Annotated in this window: 9 protein-coding genes; 8 read left to right on the forward strand and 1 reads right to left on the reverse strand. The window is 45.0% G+C overall.

Features of this window, described 5'->3' with window-relative positions; genetic code table 11:
* Positions 1-2 precede the first annotated feature (2 nt).
* The 4 genes from G3R49_RS06670 to galU all read left to right on the forward strand — a co-directional run bounded on the left by G3R49_RS06670 (position 3) and on the right by galU (position 6,982).
* The gene (locus tag G3R49_RS06670; protein WP_210147134.1) at positions 3-2,336 is read left to right on the forward strand and encodes a penicillin acylase family protein; all 2,334 of its coding nucleotides are present in this window, start codon (positions 3-5) and stop codon (positions 2,334-2,336) included.
* Between the two features lie 438 nt (positions 2,337-2,774).
* The gene (megL, locus tag G3R49_RS06675; RefSeq protein ID WP_167869094.1) at positions 2,775-4,025 is read left to right on the forward strand and encodes a methionine gamma-lyase; all 1,251 of its coding nucleotides are present in this window, start codon (positions 2,775-2,777) and stop codon (positions 4,023-4,025) included.
* Between the two features lie 339 nt (positions 4,026-4,364).
* Positions 4,365-5,663: an alpha/beta fold hydrolase gene (locus tag G3R49_RS06680; RefSeq protein WP_167869095.1), complete on the forward strand. Its 1,299-nt coding sequence runs from the start codon at positions 4,365-4,367 to the stop codon at positions 5,661-5,663.
* A 431-nt stretch (positions 5,664-6,094) separates the two neighbouring features.
* Positions 6,095-6,982: a UTP--glucose-1-phosphate uridylyltransferase GalU gene (gene galU, locus G3R49_RS06685; RefSeq protein ID WP_130597688.1), complete on the forward strand. Its 888-nt coding sequence runs from the start codon at positions 6,095-6,097 to the stop codon at positions 6,980-6,982.
* Positions 6,983-7,085: 103 nt separating this feature from the next.
* On the opposite strand, the gene mnmC is transcribed toward galU, so the two are convergent.
* Positions 7,086-9,161 carry an FAD-dependent 5-carboxymethylaminomethyl-2-thiouridine(34) oxidoreductase MnmC gene (gene mnmC / locus G3R49_RS06690; protein WP_167869096.1) on the reverse strand — a complete coding sequence of 692 codons (2,076 nt, stop codon included), beginning with the start codon at positions 9,159-9,161 and terminating at the stop codon, positions 7,086-7,088.
* 131 nt (positions 9,162-9,292) lie between these two features.
* Here mnmC and fabB point away from each other — a divergent pair, with 131 nt between their 5' ends.
* The 4 genes from fabB (at position 9,293) to G3R49_RS06710 (ending at position 16,908) form a co-directional block, all read left to right on the forward strand.
* Positions 9,293-10,504: a beta-ketoacyl-ACP synthase I gene (gene fabB / locus G3R49_RS06695; RefSeq protein ID WP_130597686.1), complete on the forward strand. Its 1,212-nt coding sequence runs from the start codon at positions 9,293-9,295 to the stop codon at positions 10,502-10,504.
* A 188-nt stretch (positions 10,505-10,692) separates the two neighbouring features.
* The gene (locus G3R49_RS06700) at positions 10,693-11,847 is read left to right on the forward strand and encodes a 4-phosphoerythronate dehydrogenase (protein ID WP_167869097.1); all 1,155 of its coding nucleotides are present in this window, start codon (positions 10,693-10,695) and stop codon (positions 11,845-11,847) included.
* A gap of 129 nt (positions 11,848-11,976) precedes the next feature.
* Entirely contained in the window at positions 11,977-12,993 is a 1,017-nt protein-coding gene (locus tag G3R49_RS06705) for an aspartate-semialdehyde dehydrogenase (protein WP_130597684.1), read from the forward strand.
* A gap of 228 nt (positions 12,994-13,221) precedes the next feature.
* Complete coding sequence (locus G3R49_RS06710; protein ID WP_167869098.1) at positions 13,222-16,908, forward strand: FimV/HubP family polar landmark protein; 3,687 nt, start codon at positions 13,222-13,224, stop codon at positions 16,906-16,908.
* Positions 16,909-16,985: the final 77 nt, after the last annotated feature.

A 16,985-nucleotide genomic window follows, 5' to 3' on the forward strand; every position in this document is an offset into this window, starting at 1 on the left:
TTATGGCAAACAAAATAATAACCATAACTAAATTTGCTCTCTCATCGGTAATTGGACTAGCCCTGCTTGTCATCGTTGCTTTACTCGCCGCGCTTTATCTAAGTTTGCCCAAACTGTCTGACTCCATTAGCGCTGAATCTGTCGCCAACAAGGTAACCATTAATCGAGACAATATCGGTACAGCCATTATTTCTGCTATATCGCGAGCAGATGCAGCGTATGGTTTGGGTTATGCCCATGGTCAAGATAGGTTTTTCCAAATGGATTTACTACGCCGTAATGCTGCTGGTGAGCTGTCACAGATCTTTGGTGATAAAGCACTAAAACTGGACAAGAAGCGCCGCTTTCATCAATTTCGCAAACGTGCCCAGGCCATTGTTGAATCCTTACCGGTAGAAGATAAGACGTTATTAGATAGTTATAGCAAGGGGGTTAATGCGGCGCTTGCTAAGCACAGTGTACATTCATTCGAGTATTTGCTTACCAACACGCGTCCAGCGCCTTGGCAAGCGGAAGATAGCTTGTTGGTTATTTTTAGTATGTACCTTGATTTGCAATCAAACACCGTTACCCGTGATTTAACACTGACCCAAATTCAGCAGCAGTTTGGCTACGAGATGGTTGAGTTTTTAATCCAGCCCAGTCCTTATCAGGCAGCCTTAGATGGTAGTGAGCTTGCATTAAAGGCACTGCCGATACCTAGCTTAAAACATAATGATATTACTTCGGCACAGGTATCTAAAATAGAATCTGTCGAACTTGTTGGTAGCAATAACTGGGCGGTATCTGGCGCTTTGACTGAATCCGGCCATGGCATGGTTTCAGATGATATGCATTTATCCTTCGCAGTGCCGATTATCTGGTATCGCGCTCAGCTTAACTATGTGGCTGACAATGATATTTTTAGTGCTGATAAAGCGAACAAGCCGGTTCAAGTCACGGGTGTAAGTTTACCTGGTGCTCCAGCGATTGTTGTTGGCACCAATAACAGTGTCGCCTGGGGCTTTACCAATGCATACATTGATACTGCTGATTGGGTCAAACTTAATGGCGAGCCAACCTATACGGTAGATGAAATCATCACCAGCAAAGATGGTGAGCATATCTATCAATTAGAAATGTCAGATTATGGACCCGTAAAGACGATAGGTGATGATAAATACGCACTTAGCTGGGTTGCTCATCAAGCATATGCCGTTGATATGGGGTTGATAGCTTTGGAGCAGGTCAGTGATGTGACCGAGCTTAGTGAGGCCGTAGTTGATTTTGGCATGCCTGTGCAAAACATTGTTGCGGCTGATAAATATGGCTCGATTGCCTGGAAGTTATCTGGCGCGATACCAAGCAGAGTGCAACCTGCTGATACTGCAATTAATGCTGACAAGTTTAATGCCGATGCATGGCTGACAGATGAAACCAATATACCAGAGCAAATTAATCCAGCGATTAACCGGATTTGGACGGCAAATTCTCGAGTGGTTAGCGCCACCGAGCATCAAAGAATGGGTGATGGCGGTTATGCATTAGGGGCGAGAGCGAGCCAAATTCGAGATGGTATGTTTGCTAAAAAGCGTTTTGATGAGCAAGACTTCTATCAATTACAGCTTGATAACCAAGCGCAGTTTTTAACGCCATGGCATAGATATCTAGTCACTCACCTAGAGCAAGACTCACAAACCTTTATTAAAGATCTTAAACAGTTAAGAGAGTGGCAAGGCTGCGCCTGTAAAGAGTCGGTTGGTTACACCCTTGTGAAGTATTTCAGGCAAGAGATGATAGACAGAGTATTTGCTCCGGTGGAAACCAAGTTACAAAAACATGGCTTGAGCCTGTCAGTGGTTAAGCGTTATTTAGAGCCTGCAATTTGGCAACTTATTCGCCAAGAAAGTGATGATTGGTTACCTGCTGGTATGGCAAGTTGGGAGCAATTAACCGTAGAAGCCTATCAAGATGCGCGCAATAAACTACTGGCGAAATACAGTGATGGTCAGCAGCTGACTGACCTTGCCTGGGGTAAGGTTAACGCCCTTAAGGTGCAGCACCCATTTTCTAAGCAAGTACCAATATTGAGTAAGTGGCTTGATATGCCAACCCACGCTGGTTTTGGTGACACCTTTATGCCTTCAGTTCAAGGGGCGAGTTTTGGTGCGTCGCAGCGTTTTATTGTTCAGCCAGGATTTGAGGAAAATGGCATACTCACTGTACCAGGTGGGCAGTCAGGTCACCCTATGTCAGACTATTATCGCAGTGGTTTTAACGATTATGTTAATCAGCGTCACACGCCATTAATGCCGGGTGCGATTGTTCACAGCATTGATATTTCACCAAAACCTTAATTCAATTCTATCAAGCTAGGCGCAACATAGGCAGTTGTGCCTGAGTTGCGCTTGATTCGATAAAGTACCGTTCGATAAAGCCCCCTATGGTGTCATGTGCACCTGTTATCATTGTGATATTTCAATTGTTCATACTATCTAATAAATGTTGAGTGGATTCCTGTAGGGTTACTTTTTAGCACCATATGTTTTTCTAGTTAATTGGTGGCTGCTTTTTGAGCAGTTATGTTTTCTTCGTTTGTAAATCCAATTTAGCGAAATCCTCTACTCGTCTAGGCTCTAGCTTTGCCTGTAACAATGCTGTTACAACTTTGGCGGTTAAAACTTTAATGGCAAATATTGGCAACCATCTTCTTGCTTGTATCTTGAAAACGTCCCTAATTGATTAGAGCTGTGCGTTATGGACGTTGCCAAAATAATAAAAAGCAAGGAGAACACATGGCGGATCACAAGCAAGCGTCACAATCGATACATTCGCAAGAGCAAACAGCAAAAGGGTTTAAACAGGGGCACGACTGGCATGATGCGACTCAGGCAATTCATGCAGGGCATCAAGCTAATCAGCATGGTGCACTTGTTAGCCCATTACATCAAAGCGCAACGTTTGTATTTGATAACGCCGAGCAGGGTGGCGCTCGCTTTGCAGGTGATGAGCAAGGTTATATTTATACTCGTCTTGGTAACCCGACAACAGCTGAGCTTGAGCGTAAACTCGCCACCTTAGAAGGAGCCGATGATGCGGCGGCCACAGCATCAGGTATGGCGGCAGTATCGAGCGCACTGCTTACGCATCTAGGCGCAGGGGATCACCTTGTCGCATCTAACGCGGTTTATGGTTGTAGCTTTGCTTTGATGACTACTCAGCTTAAACGCTTAGGCATTGAATGCAGCGTGGTCGACTTTGATGATTTAGAGGCGATTGAGCGAGCGATTCAACCCAACACTAAGGTGATTTTTTGCGAAACACCGGTCAATCCGCATCTTAATGTGTTCGATATTAGCGCCATAGTCGATATTGCTAAGCGTCATAATTTAGTGTCAATTGTTGATAACACCTTTATGACGCCGCTATTGCAAAAACCGTTAGCGTTAGGTGTTGATATGGTTATTCATAGTGCGACTAAATACCTTAACGGCCATGGCGATGTCATTGCTGGCATAGTCTGTGGTCAAGCAGAGCATATGCACCGACTAAAATATGAAGTGTTAAAAGACTTTGGTGGTGTGTTGTCGCCGAATGACGCCTGGCTTATTTTACGCGGGATGAAAACCCTTGATGTGCGCTTGCAGCGCCATTGCGATAATGCGCAGGTGTTGGCTGAACACTTACAAAACCATGCAAGAGTAAAGCAGGTTTATTACCCGGGGCTTGCAAGCCATCAAGGATACAAATACCTAGGCAACCAGATGCGCCGCGCAGGGGGAGTGTTGGCGTTTGAGCTCACAGGTTCAATGAATGATGCCATTAACTTTGTAAATAACTTAAAGCTCATCACCATCGCAGTTAGCCTTGGCGATGCAGAGACACTTATTCAACACCCTGCCTCGATGACTCATTCGCCGTACACGCCAGAGCAACGTGCAGAGGCGGGCATAAGTGATACCTTGCTGCGGATTTCTGCAGGGCTTGAAGATGTGACTGATGTTATTGCTGATATCGAGCAAGCGCTTTCTACAATCTCATCTTAGTATTTGCATTTAACCCATGACGGACAAGAGTAACGGCGAAGCAGTTCTAGCAAAGCTTAGTACCGCCTCGCCAACTAAATTTTGCTTAATTAAGCGTTATAGTCGATAAGATGGGCAGTCGAAATGGCCGTAGATGAGCTGCAAATGATGACATTTTTTATTTTGAAACCATTAATAATGACTCGGTGATTGGTATGAGGAACAATTACTTGCGTTTTTTAGGATGCTGTAAAACACTATTATAAACAGCCTGCATTATCAAAGAGCACAGTGACATTGAGACTTTTATCCCTTGGCCTAAAACGTTGTCTCGCATTTAGTTCGAGTCTGGGACAGTATTTGAGCATAACTAAATCAGGCTACCCATCATCTCAACTTTGCGGTCTGAAGTTATTGGTATTGCTGTCTGTTGCCATAGCGTTGTCAGGCTGCCAAATTCAAAAGCTTAAGTCTGATCTTGAGGTTGCCAAACAAGAGTACGGCGTACTCACCATCGAAACCCTACCAACCACTATCCTTACAGATAACAAAAAGCGTGTTTATGTTGCTGTGTACCGAGGTAATGGTGATAGCAGAGAGATGGTGAACTTTCGCACCACAGCTGCCGGGCAAAGGCAGTATATGATAATGCCAATGGGGCAATACGAATTGCTGGCATTTGTTGATAGTAATGACGACTTAATTTATCAACCAGGAGAACCAATATTTTGGCAAAAGACTATTGCTCCAATTGCGCTTTCCTCATTAGACGAACAAGACTCTAGCTTGCAAGAATTGGATGCGCTTAAGCTGCAACTTGAGCCAAACCAGACTTTTAAGCAAAACCTTGACGTCAGTATGTTTGGGCTTAAACGGCAACTTGCTCAAGCAAAGGATAAGTTCTTACATCAAGTTGATTGGCAGGATCCGAGGTTTTCACAGCAAGTTGCACAACTTGGCATGTGGCAACCGGTTGCGTTTAGTGAGCAATTCGGTTTTGGGCTTTATACGCTAGATAAATTTGAGCCAAATAAACCAAGCGTGGTATTTGTGCACGGTATTAGTGGCTCACCCGCCCAATTTGAGCAGATTGCAGAGCACTTGGCTAAAGATGTGCAAGTGCTACTGTTTCAGTATCCAAGTGCTTATCCGCTGGATTATAGCGCGTATATTTTGCAAGTTGCTTTGGAAGAGGTGGTGAACCTATATCAACCATCGTCACTAGCTGTTGTTGCTCATAGTATGGGCGGGCTAGTGGCTAGAGGTGCATTAGTGGCAAGTGATAACCTTAACAGCCACTCAATAAAGTTTATCACTATGGCGACGCCATGGAGCGGACATTTTGCCGCAAGCTACGGTGTCGCTTACTCACCTGTTGTCGCGCCAGTTTGGCGCAGCATGGTGCCGGAGAGTCAGTATCTTAAGCAGATTTTTGCGACTGAATTATCTACTTATCATCAGCACTATTTGTTATTCGCCTATGCCAAAAGTCGCGGCGGTGAGGGGAGTGCCAATGATGGCTCAGTGTCACTGAAGTCACAACTTAATGAGCAAGCCCAGCGCGAGGCGCGAAAAGTGATAGGGGTTAGTGACGATCACACTGGCGTCCTTACCAACTCGCTGGTTTATCAATATATCAATCAGTGGTTATTTGACTAGGGCCTGTTGATCTTTGCTGATTAGAATTTGTTCGAATTAAAAGCACTTTAATCGAGGCGTGAGCGATGAAGTCTAGTCACCTAAACCTATCGATTTTAAAAAACAGGGCTCACAACAAACTTAGCTTTTTACTAAGAGCGTAGGTGCTTTTAAACGAACCTTTCAGGCAGCGCTTGTTATCATTTCTACTGCGTTAACGACTTATCATGTGGAACACCCACACATCAAAGTCGTTGTCTTGTATAAATTTCCAACAGGCAGCTGCAAAAATAATCTTGAAAGATCAACAGGCCCTATTAATCCAAATAACTAGGCAAAATGTAAGCGCTTGCGTGAATAATTTGCAGGAAAGTACCAACAAAATAAGTATTTTCATCATCTTGTGCTAAGCTCCCAGAAACAGTTGATTTGCAAACGAATAAGGATAATCAATGAAAGTCGTCATCCCTGTCGCTGGACTCGGCACACGTATGCTGCCAGCAACCAAGGCTATTCCAAAAGAGATGTTGCCGTTAGTTGATAAGCCGCTAATTCAATATATTGTAGATGAGTGTGTGAGTGCAGGGTGTATGGAAATTGTACTGGTTACCCACGCCAGTAAAAATGCCATTGAAAACCACTTTGATAAATCCTATGAGTTAGAGTCAACCCTTGAACAGCGTGTAAAACGTCAGTTGTTACATGAGGTGCAGTCTATTTGCCCTCGTAATGTAACCATCATGCATGTGCGCCAAGGTGAGGCTAAAGGGTTAGGGCATGCAGTTTTATGTGCTAAACCTTGTATTGGTAATGAGCCATTTGCGGTGGTGCTGCCTGATGTGATCCTTGATAGTTATAGTGCCGATCAGCGCACTGAAAACCTTGCTTCTATGATCAGTCGATATAAAGAATCGAATGCGAGCCAGATAATGGTATCGCCAGTGGATGACAACGAAGTCGACAAATATGGTATCGCAGATTGCTTCGGTGAGCAGTTGCTGCCAGGTCATTCAACCAAGATTGCTAAGATGGTAGAAAAGCCAGCTGTGGGCTCTGCGCCTTCAAATCTCGCAGTGGTTGGGCGTTACGTACTGTCTGAAAAAATATGGGACTTACTTGCTAAAACACCACCGGGCGCGGGGAATGAAGTGCAGCTTACCGATGCCATTGATATGTTGATTGAGTCTGAAGAAGTTGAAGCATTCAATATGACGGGCAAATCCCATGATTGTGGTGACAAACTAGGTTACATGAAGGCTTTTGTTGAATACGGATTACATGACCCGAAAATGGGTGACGCATTCAAAAAAGAGCTTAAGAAGCTATTAGCCCAAAATTAGAACTAGCGCAAAACTAGAACTCGTTAATCAGCACTCATATACAGATGAAAACCGCGAGAGTTAAGCTCACGCGGTTTTTTCGTTTTTCGACGAGCTATTGATGCTAGATAGCTTTACCTTTTAATAGCTTGCGCATCCACATTCTATTAGGGTTTAGCAAAGTTTGTGTGGTTAGGTTTAAAGGAGCAGTTTCGCCAGTAAGGTTAGCGGCTAGGGTTTCGGCAACCAATGGCGCGGTGCTAATCCCACGAGAGCCAAAACCACCTAAAAGGTACAGCCCATTTATGATTGGCGCTGGCGTATCTCGCCAATATTCAGGTGTTTGCTGCCATTGCTTCAATTGCATTTGCGCTTGATAGCGCGATTTAATTTCCTCGAAATCCGCAGCGCAGCCCATCACCGGGAAGTGATCTCGACTTACCATACGCACGCCAACGCGTGCTTGGTTATCACTGGTATCAATGTCTTTTGTCCAATTACAGCTCGGATAGCTCAGGCGCATCTTCTCCTGATTTTGCAGCTGCTCTGTTATGGAAAATTCAGAGTTTTCGGGGTTTTTAATATAACTTGCACCGACACAATGTTTGCCATCGTTAGCTGGTGTGAGGTAACCATTGGCGCAGATAACGCTTGATAATTTGCTGAGTTCGCCTTTTGAAGCAACATGGCTAACTTGACCACGAAATGGTGTAAGCGCGACTTCGGATGATTGTGAAAACTGCGTCAGCTGCGCGCCAGCAGCGATGACTAAGTGATCGTGCAAGTAGCTTTCACTCGTAGAAGCGGAAGTTAACAGCCAGCTTTCAGTCGCGGTGTTTGGCTTTTCAATAGTGCTAATTTCAGTATTTAAAACCAAATCTACTTCAGCGTGTTTCTGCGCTTCTTTAATCGCAGCTTCAGCTAACTCATAAGGACACACCCATCCGCCCAAAGGATAATAAAAGCCGCTTTTATCGAGTTTGACTCCTGCGATTTCACTTGCTTTTTCTGCGCTCACTGCTTGAGCAATTTGTTCAGGCCAAGCTTGTCCATCAATAATTTTCTGTAGTCGACTAATTGATTTATCGTCATAGCCTGTATGGATAACGCCGCAAAACTCGTGGCTAATATTATGCCCATTACTCACAAGGTGTTTGATTTGTTGACAGCTATACAGGTATGCCTGCTGAAAAAACTGACTTAGTGGACCATTATCTGGGGTGAGCAGGGGGTAGATTGCGCCTTGCTTGTTGCCAGATGCGCCTTGTGCAATAGCCTCGTCTTTACAATATATGGTGGAGCTAATGCCTCTTTTGGCCAGAGATAGCGCTAGAAAGGCACTGGCGAGCCCGCCACCTATAATTGCGATTGCTCTGCTTGTGTTTGCGCTATAGGTAATCGCTTTGGGCAAGGGGTTATAGGCAAACTGATTGCTTTGCTGACTACGCAGTACTTGTCGCTGCTCGAGTTCGAACTGTCGATTGAGCCTCGATGCTGAAGTTGTTTGTGTGTCATCGGTTAAGGTGTTGACTAACAGGAAACCTGTCGAGCGACAAATGCTAGCAAGGTGCGCTACTTGAGTCGTGATGTCACTGTTACTTAATTCATTTGAACCGAATTTTTCCTTTTCTAGCTCATTATTTCCTAGCTCATTTGTTCCAAGCAGGGCTACTTGAGCTTCATCGCGACTTAACCGCCCCAATTGCCAAAAATTTGCTGGGTTGAAATAGTGATCCCAATTGTCATTAAGTAACGTATCAGCACAGGCAATCACCAAATCAAAGGCTTGCTCAGTGTTAGCTTGCAGTTTGAGGTAGCTAGTCAATTCGGGTTGAGGTTCAAGCAGTTGATGTACATCAATGGTTAATTTGTAATCGCTGGTTTCAATTCGTTGGCAGCCATTAATATTGGTTACATCTAACTGCTGTAAGCTCTCGCTTAGCAGCAAGTTATCGCGGGTGAGGCTATATATGCTGATATGCACGCGCTTGTTATGCTGTTGATTACTAAGCGGCAGGTTGTTGTGTGACTGTTTACCCGTTGCTGTAGGTAACAGCTTGAGTAGCAGTGCTAAAGCATCGCCAGGGAAATGACTGACAACAGCGAGATTCACTTGAGTTGAGCAATCGCTTACTAGCAGGCGCGAGATGCACTGCTGCACAGAATGATAAACATTTGAAATAGGTGGAACTTGGGGCAAAATATTTTACTCACTGCACATTAGTTGGCATTATTTTACCCGTGTTTATGGAAAGCTGACCACTTAATTGCATTAAAGCAGATATGATTGCCGCAATTAAGTACCAATACGTACCAAATGGATAGATAAAAATGAAAAGAGTCGTGATCACCGGTTTAGGTGTGGTTTCAAGCATCGGCAATAACAAAAATGAAGTGATTGAGTCACTCAAGGCCGGTAAAAGTGGTATTACCCGTTCTGAACAGTTTGAAGAAATGAAACTGCGCAGCCACGTTTGGGGTGATATTAAGATTGATCCAGCTGAGCACATTGACCGCAAAGCACTGCGCTTTATGGGTGATGCAGCAGCATACGCTCACATCGCAATGCAACAAGCGATTGAAGATGCCAACCTGACTGAAGAGCAATACTCACACCACCGTGTAGGTTTGATTGTTGGCTCAGGCGGTGCATCATCATCTAATCAGGTTCAAGCGGCTGACACATTACGCTCACGCGGTGTTAAGCGCGTAGGTCCATACATTGTCCCTCGCATCATGGCTTCAACCACAAGCGCATGTTTGGCGACACCATTTAAAATCAAAGGTATGAACTACTCAATTAGTTCTGCATGTGCAACGTCTGCGCATTGTATTGGTCATGCAGTTGAGCTTATTCAAATGGGTAAGCAAGACATGGTGTTTGCTGGTGGTGCAGAAGAGCTAGATTGGACCCTAACCATGGGCTTCGATGCGATGGGCGCACTATCAACCAAATACAATGACACGCCAGAAAAAGCCTCTCGTACTTATGATGCTGACCGTGACGGTTTCGTTATCTCTGGTGGTGGCGGTATTCTAGTGGTTGAAGAACTAGAACACGCACTAGCTCGTGGCGCAAAAATCTACGCTGAAATCGTAGGTTACGGTGCATCATCAGACGGTTACGACATGGTCGCACCATCAGGTGAAGGTGCTGTACGTTGTATGCAAATGGCACTTGAAGGTGTTGATACGCCAATTGACTATATCAATACCCACGGTACTTCAACGCCTGTAGGCGACGTTCGTGAGCTAGAAGCATTAACTGAAGTGTTTAAAGACAAGGTTCCAGCAGTAGGTTCAACTAAGTCTATGACTGGTCACGCGCTAGGTGCCGCTGGTGTACATGAAGCGATTTACAGCCTACTTATGCTAGAAAACAGCTTTATTGCACCAAGCATTAACGTTGATACCCTTGATGAGAAAGCAGAAGGTATTCCGGTTGTGACTGAAATGCGTGAAGCTGAGCTTAATACCGTCATGAGCAACAGCTTTGGTTTTGGTGGTACTAACGCTACCCTAGTAATGCGCAAATACAAGTAACGCGTAAATACAAATAAAGCTCAAATAGCCTTATTGACTAATCGATATTTTAAACCGAGTGTTCGTTGTGGACACTCGGTTTTTTATTACCTGAAATCTACAGGTCTATTACTACTGAATTTCCCCGTTGTTGTCGGTAGAATACACCAATAATGTCAATCTAATCACTAAGCCCAAATTCACGCCCTATGAAAATCATTGCTGATGAGAACATGCCCTATGTTGTTGAACTATTTAACGAGTTCGGTGACATAGAATTTGTTGACGGTCGCCACTTAACACCAGAGCAAGCACAAGATGCTGATGTACTGCTGGTTCGCTCCATCACTAAGGTCAATGCTGCGCTGCTTGAGCAAAACCAGCAGCTCAAGTTTGTTGGCAGTGCCACAATTGGTACTGACCATGTCGATATTGATTATTTAGACTCAAGAAATATCCCGTTTTCGAATGCGCCAGGCTGTAACGCCACCGCCGTAGGCGAATATGCTTTTATCGCTATGTTAGAGCTAGCGACAAGATGTGGTGAAAGCTTAAAAGATAAAGCGGTTGGTATTGTCGGCGCGGGTAATACAGGCAGCGCCACAGCAAAGTGCCTTGAAGCTTATGGCGTCAAGGTCATGTTGTGCGACCCAATTAAACAACAAGAGGGTGATGAGCGCGCGTTTTACTCATTGGAGCAGGTGCTGGCTGAAGCTGATGTGATAAGCCTGCATGTGCCAATAACGAAAGATGGTGAGCATAAAACCTGGTTTTTATTTGATGAAGCAAGGCTGGCAGCATTAAAGCCTAACACCTGGCTGCTCAATTGCTGCCGTGGTGAGGTAATTGATAATAATGCCTTGATTAAAGTTAGGCAGCAGCGAAGCGACTTAAAGCTGGTGCTAGATGTCTGGCAAGGTGAGCCAAACCCTATCGCTGAGCTGGTGCCTTTGGTGGATATTGCCACGCCGCACATTGCTGGTTATAGCCTGGAAGGTAAGGCAAAGGGCACCTTTATGTTGTATGAAAAGCTGTGCCAGTTAACCAATACCAAGGTAACAAAAACCATTAGCGATTTATTGCCGCCATTTCATATCAGTGAATTTAGTTTATCAGTCAACACTGATTTGCTTGATGGTGCTAACCAAGCAAAACTTCTGGGGCTTGCGCGCATGGCTTATGATGTGCGCGATGATGACGTCAAATTCCGTCAACGGTTTGCGCAGCCAAATGGTTTTGATCAAATGCGTAAGCAGCATAAGCATCGCCGCGAGTTTAGTGCATTGACGCTTAACTTTGCTCAAGCACAATTATCTAATGAGCCTATGCTAGCTGCTGAACAACTCGGGTTTAAGGTGACATAAGTGCTATTTTTAAGCGCTTGAGAAAAAATCACTTTCCAAATGGTGTTTTTAGCCGATTAACGCTAGCTAAGGCGCGCTATTCTGGGTTAGATTGGTTTACTAGTTTGCTGTAAGGAGTCGAAGTCGAAAATGTCGCAAGAATTTAATGTTGTTGTCTTAGGGGCAACAGGCGCTGTGGGCCAAACCATGATCGAAATATTGGAAGAGCGTGATTTTCCAATTGCCAACCTTTATCCGTTAGCAAGTAGCCGCAGTGCCGGTAAAACCGTTAACTTTAAGGGTACCGAAGTTGAAATTCTTGACGTAGAGACCTTTGACTGGACCCAGGCGCAAATAGGCTTCTTCTCAGCTGGTGGCGATGTATCGGCTAAATGGGCGCCAATTGCCGGTGAGGCGGGTTGTGTGGTGATTGATAACACCTCACACTTCCGTTACGACATTGACGTGCCATTAGTGGTGCCAGAAGTGAACCCAGAAGCAATTGCCGATTTCCGTAACCGCAATATTATCGCCAACCCTAACTGCTCAACCATTCAAATGTTGGTTGCGCTAAAGCCAATTTACGATGCTTTTGGTATTGCGCGTATTAACGTATCAACCTATCAATCGGTTTCTGGTTCTGGTCAACAAGCGATTGAAGAGCTGGCGACGCAAACCACCAAGCTGCTGCAAGGTTTGCCTGCAGAGCCATCTGTTTATCCTAAGCAAATTGCTTTTAACGTGTTGCCACAAATCGATAAGTTTATGGATAACGGCTACACCAAAGAAGAAATGAAAATGGTGTGGGAAACGCAAAAAATCTTTGCTGACGACAGCATCATGGTAAACCCAACAGCAGTGCGCGTTCCTGCATTTTATGGCCACTCAGAAGCAGTACACATTGAGATGCATCAACCGGCAGAAGCTGATGATGTAAAAGCGGTACTGAGTCAGGCTGAAGGTGTTGTGTTGTTTGAGTCTGATGAAGAATACCCAACCGTTGTGACTGATGCCGCAGGGCAAGATCCTGTGTACGTAGGTCGTGTGCGTAAAGATATTTCGCACCCACACGGTATAAATTTATGGGTAACGGCCGATAACATTCGTAAGGGTGCAGCTTTAAACAGTGTCCAAATCGCTGAAATCTTAATTAGAGACTATTACTAAACCGAACTCGATGCCTTATATCTCGTTGTTAGTAATGTGATTTTAGTGCGATTTAGTTTAAAAAGCCTGCAGACTGCAGGCTTTTTTGATTTTAGCTTTTGTCATTGCTAGCGAGCCATTGTAATCTGGTTTATAGTCGTAAAGTTAATGTTTTAGGCACATTAACGATAACTAATTATAAAAATGAAAACGCTAAGTTAAGACAGGCGTTACTTAGGGAAGAATTGGATGACTTTTCGTACTTCAAACGTTGCTAAGCTTTTAGCGATTGTGAGTTTAGGTTTATCGGCAACCACTATAGCCTTGCCCACGCATGCTGATTCACTCAAAATCACCGGCCCTAATGGTGAAGTGAAGCAAGCTGAGGTACGTCAGTACGGCCCAACCACTTCATCAGATACCTTCTGGAGTATCGCGCAAAAAGTTCGTCCTAATCCAAATATCAGTGTTTATCAGGTCATGTCTGCCCTGTTTGACGCTAACCCGCATGCATTTAGTGGCAACAACTACAATACCCTCGAAAAAGACATGGTACTGATGATCCCGTCAGCAGATGTGATGGCGGCAATTCCAAAAGCTCAAGCTAAACGCCGAGCTGAATTAGAAGATCAACGCGCTGCGCAAATTCGTCAAACATCACAACCTCAAACCGCAGCAAACCAAGCGACGGCAAGCCAGACTAGTGTAAACCAAACTAATGTTAACCAACCTAGTGCTCAGCAAAGTGCCTCCTCTCAAGCTAGCCAGTCCCAGCCAAATAAACCTAGATCGAGTGCCAAACCATTACAGATCGTCAATCAACCTGCAGAAGCCGTGCCAGTTGTTGAGTCTCAAGTTGCTGCGAATGACGAGCTAGCAAGAGTTAACAGCGAGCTAGATGCTGAGCACAGCAAGAACTTGATGCTGACTGATGAGTTAGCGCGAGCGCAAGACCAATTAATGGTGGCGCAAAACGATAATCTGGCATTAAAGAACCGCATTGACGAAATGTCGTCATCAATTGGCGCTCTAGAAGAGCAGCTACAAATTCTGCGTGAGAAGCATCAAGCGCTAACCGTTGAGCATGATGCGTTACTTGAGTCCACAAAAGAGCCTGCAGTAGTACAAGAGCCGCCTAGTACCTGGCGCAAACTAATGGACAATATGTGGCTGCTTGTTTTACTCGCTGCACTGCCACTTGTACTTATCTTTGGTCTGGTTTTCTGGTTGCTTAACCGTAAGAAAAAACAGCAAGTACAAGCGGAGCAAGCTCAAGAAGCCGAGCAAGTCGACACAGTAGCTGACGAAACAACTTTGGCTGAAGTTTCACCAGAAGAAGATGATTTATCTGAGCTAGCGATTCACCTTGATGACGATGAAGAAGAAAGCATCGATGATTTGCTTGATCTAGACAATGTTGAAATGCAGCCCGAGGCTGACCTTGGTGCAGAAGCAGACATTGTTTTAGAAGAGCAATCCGAGGTAGAGCAAGTAGACGAAGATGATACCACCTCGCTTGATGATCTGTGGGCAGAAGCCATGGAAGAGCAAGATCAAGAGTTAGGCCCACTAGAAGATGATGAAGCATCAGTAGATGATGTCGACAATCTCGATAATCTGCTCGATGGTATAGAAGATACTCAAGAAAGTGAGTTGCCTCCAGAGTCTGAAGAAGACATGGAAGATTTACTCGCTGAATTTGACCTACCCGAACAAGAGTTAGAAGCAGAACCAGGGCCAGAGTCAGTAAAGGGCGATGACAGCGCTAATGTTGACAACGAAACAGCGCAAGATGACATCGACAGCCTGTTAGCTGATCTCGACGTTCCTGAAACCGACGAAGCTCCTGAACAAACAAGTGCTGAAGCAACAAGCGCTGAAGCTGAAGAGCCAGAAGATTTAAACGTTGAAGACGTTGATGCTTTGCTTGCTGAATTAGATATGCCTGCAGAGCCAGAGCCAGAGCCAGAGCCAGAGCCAGTAGATGATATTGATCAATTGTTGGAGTCGATTGAACAAGAAGCTGAACAACAAGACGTGCAACAAGATGAAGCACTTGTAGCCGATGATGACGTCGACTCGTTACTTGCAAGCTTGCAAGATGATGTTCAAGAGCCTTTAGCTGATCAAGAGCCTTTAGCCGAACAGGAGCCTTCAGCCGATCAACAGCCTTCAGCTGAACAAGACCCTGAAGAAGAGTTGCCATCAACTGAAGAAATTGACACTGGCGAGTTGCTCGAATCCAATGAGGCTGACCTAGGCGAGGAGCTTGAGCAAGAGCTAGAACAAGCAGCAGAGTTAGAGACTGAACTTGACAGCATTGGTGCAGATCAAGAGCAAATTGAAGATGTCGATGCGCTATTAGCTGAGCTTGAAGCTCCTGTAGCACCTGAAACCAGCGACACGCCAGTGTTAGATGAAGCCATTGCCAAAGAGCTAGACGCTGAGCTTGAAGAGCTGAATGAGCAAGAAAATGTTGCCGATGATGATATCGATGCACTGCTCGCCAACCTTGATGCTGACTCTACTGAGAGCACAAATTCAGCAAGTGATGCAGATGAGTTAGCCGCAGAACTTGGACTCGATGAAGAGCTGCATGACGATAGCGAACATCAAGAAGCCACCGACGAAGAGCTCGATGCCATGCTTGCCGATCTTGCTGGTACTGGTTCAGATGCCGCCAGTGAGCAGGGCGATGCAGTAGGTGAAGAGCCAAGCCAACTTGCATCTAATGATGACCTGTTAGCACCGCCGTCGGCAGAAAACGAGCAAGAGCTTGACCATACTAGTGACGAGCTAGATGAGATGCTGGCTTCACTTGCCGAGCAAGAAGCTCAAACTGACGAAGCACAAGATGAAGCGCAGCAAGATTTAGATTCATTACTGGGCAGCTTATCAAACGAAGCCGATGCGGCTGAGCAAACCAGTGCATTGAATGATCAAGATGATGCCCGAGCGCAGGAGCTTGATAGTCTGCTAGCTGGCTTTGACACTGACCAGTTAGATAGCGAACAGCCTGACTCTGACCCACTCGAGACTGACGCTCTTGAAGCTGATGCTCTTGAGACTAACAGTGATGAACTATCACTCACCCTAGATGACTCAAATCTACCAGAAATTGAACTTGAGCCAGAAGCGAGCGCAGATCTACCTGTTAATGATGATGCCGCCGCGCAAGAGTTAGAAGCACTGCTTGCCAATATGGGTAATGATGAAGTTGAAGATGTTGCAGATGCTGTTGCCGAAAGGCCAGTACAGAAAGACTCTGGCTTCTTCGATGACCTAAAAGCTGGCGATAAAGCCGATGCTAATGCCATTGATTGGGAAACCGATTTGTTCAATCAGGCGCAAATGGACTCATTAACGAGTGAGGGTGCTGACAAAGCGCCATTAGATGAGAAACCGCTAGATAAAAAACCAGAGCCGGCCAACGAGCAAAGCCTTGATTACACAGACGATGACTTGCTAGCAGCATTTTCTGAGTCATTGTCTGATGACGAGCGAGACACATTAAGCTCAGAAGATGAGTTCTTTATTCAAGACGACAAGCTAACTGTTGATGAAGCGTTGGCAGCACTGGATGAACCTAAAGCATCTGACGCTATCTCAAACGACGACCTGACTAGTTTTGAGCGCGAAAATGACTTTATCGATATTGATAAATTATTAAGTGATGCGGATGAAGAAACAGAGCAAGTTGATCAATACAAAGACGTTGATGTGGATGTCGGTGAGGTTGATTCACTCATTGGCAATGCCGAAATGGTCGATGTTGATGATGAAGAAAACTCGGTAAACGCCAAGTTAGATCTTGCTAGAGCCTACATTGAGATTGAAGATAAGGACAGCGCCATCGCGCTGCTTAAAGAAGTGCAAATTGATGGCAATCAACGTCAGCAAGATGAAGCGACTAACTTAATCTCAACGATTGAATAAAAGTTACCCAGCTAAAGACACGATAAACGGCGCAATACAAAGCGCCGTTTTTTTTGTGTTAAACTAGCGCCCATTCT

The sequence above is a fragment of the Shewanella sp. WXL01 genome (assembly GCF_012263345.1).
Taxonomy (GTDB): domain Bacteria; phylum Pseudomonadota; class Gammaproteobacteria; order Enterobacterales; family Shewanellaceae; genus Shewanella; species Shewanella maritima.

Excerpts from the sequence above, each read along its gene's own strand:
- megL (WP_167869094.1), top strand. The coding sequence starts at position 2,775 with ATGGCGGATCACAAGCAAGCGTCACAATCGATACATTCGCAAGAGCAA.
- G3R49_RS06670 (WP_210147134.1), top strand. The coding sequence starts at position 3 with ATGGCAAACAAAATAATAACCATAACTAAATTTGCTCTCTCATCGGTA.
- galU (WP_130597688.1), top strand. The coding sequence starts at position 6,095 with ATGAAAGTCGTCATCCCTGTCGCTGGACTCGGCACACGTATGCTGCCA.
- G3R49_RS06705 (WP_130597684.1), top strand. The coding sequence starts at position 11,977 with ATGTCGCAAGAATTTAATGTTGTTGTCTTAGGGGCAACAGGCGCTGTG.
- fabB (WP_130597686.1), top strand. The coding sequence starts at position 9,293 with ATGAAAAGAGTCGTGATCACCGGTTTAGGTGTGGTTTCAAGCATCGGC.
- G3R49_RS06700 (WP_167869097.1), top strand. The coding sequence starts at position 10,693 with ATGAAAATCATTGCTGATGAGAACATGCCCTATGTTGTTGAACTATTT.
- G3R49_RS06710 (WP_167869098.1), top strand. The coding sequence starts at position 13,222 with ATGACTTTTCGTACTTCAAACGTTGCTAAGCTTTTAGCGATTGTGAGT.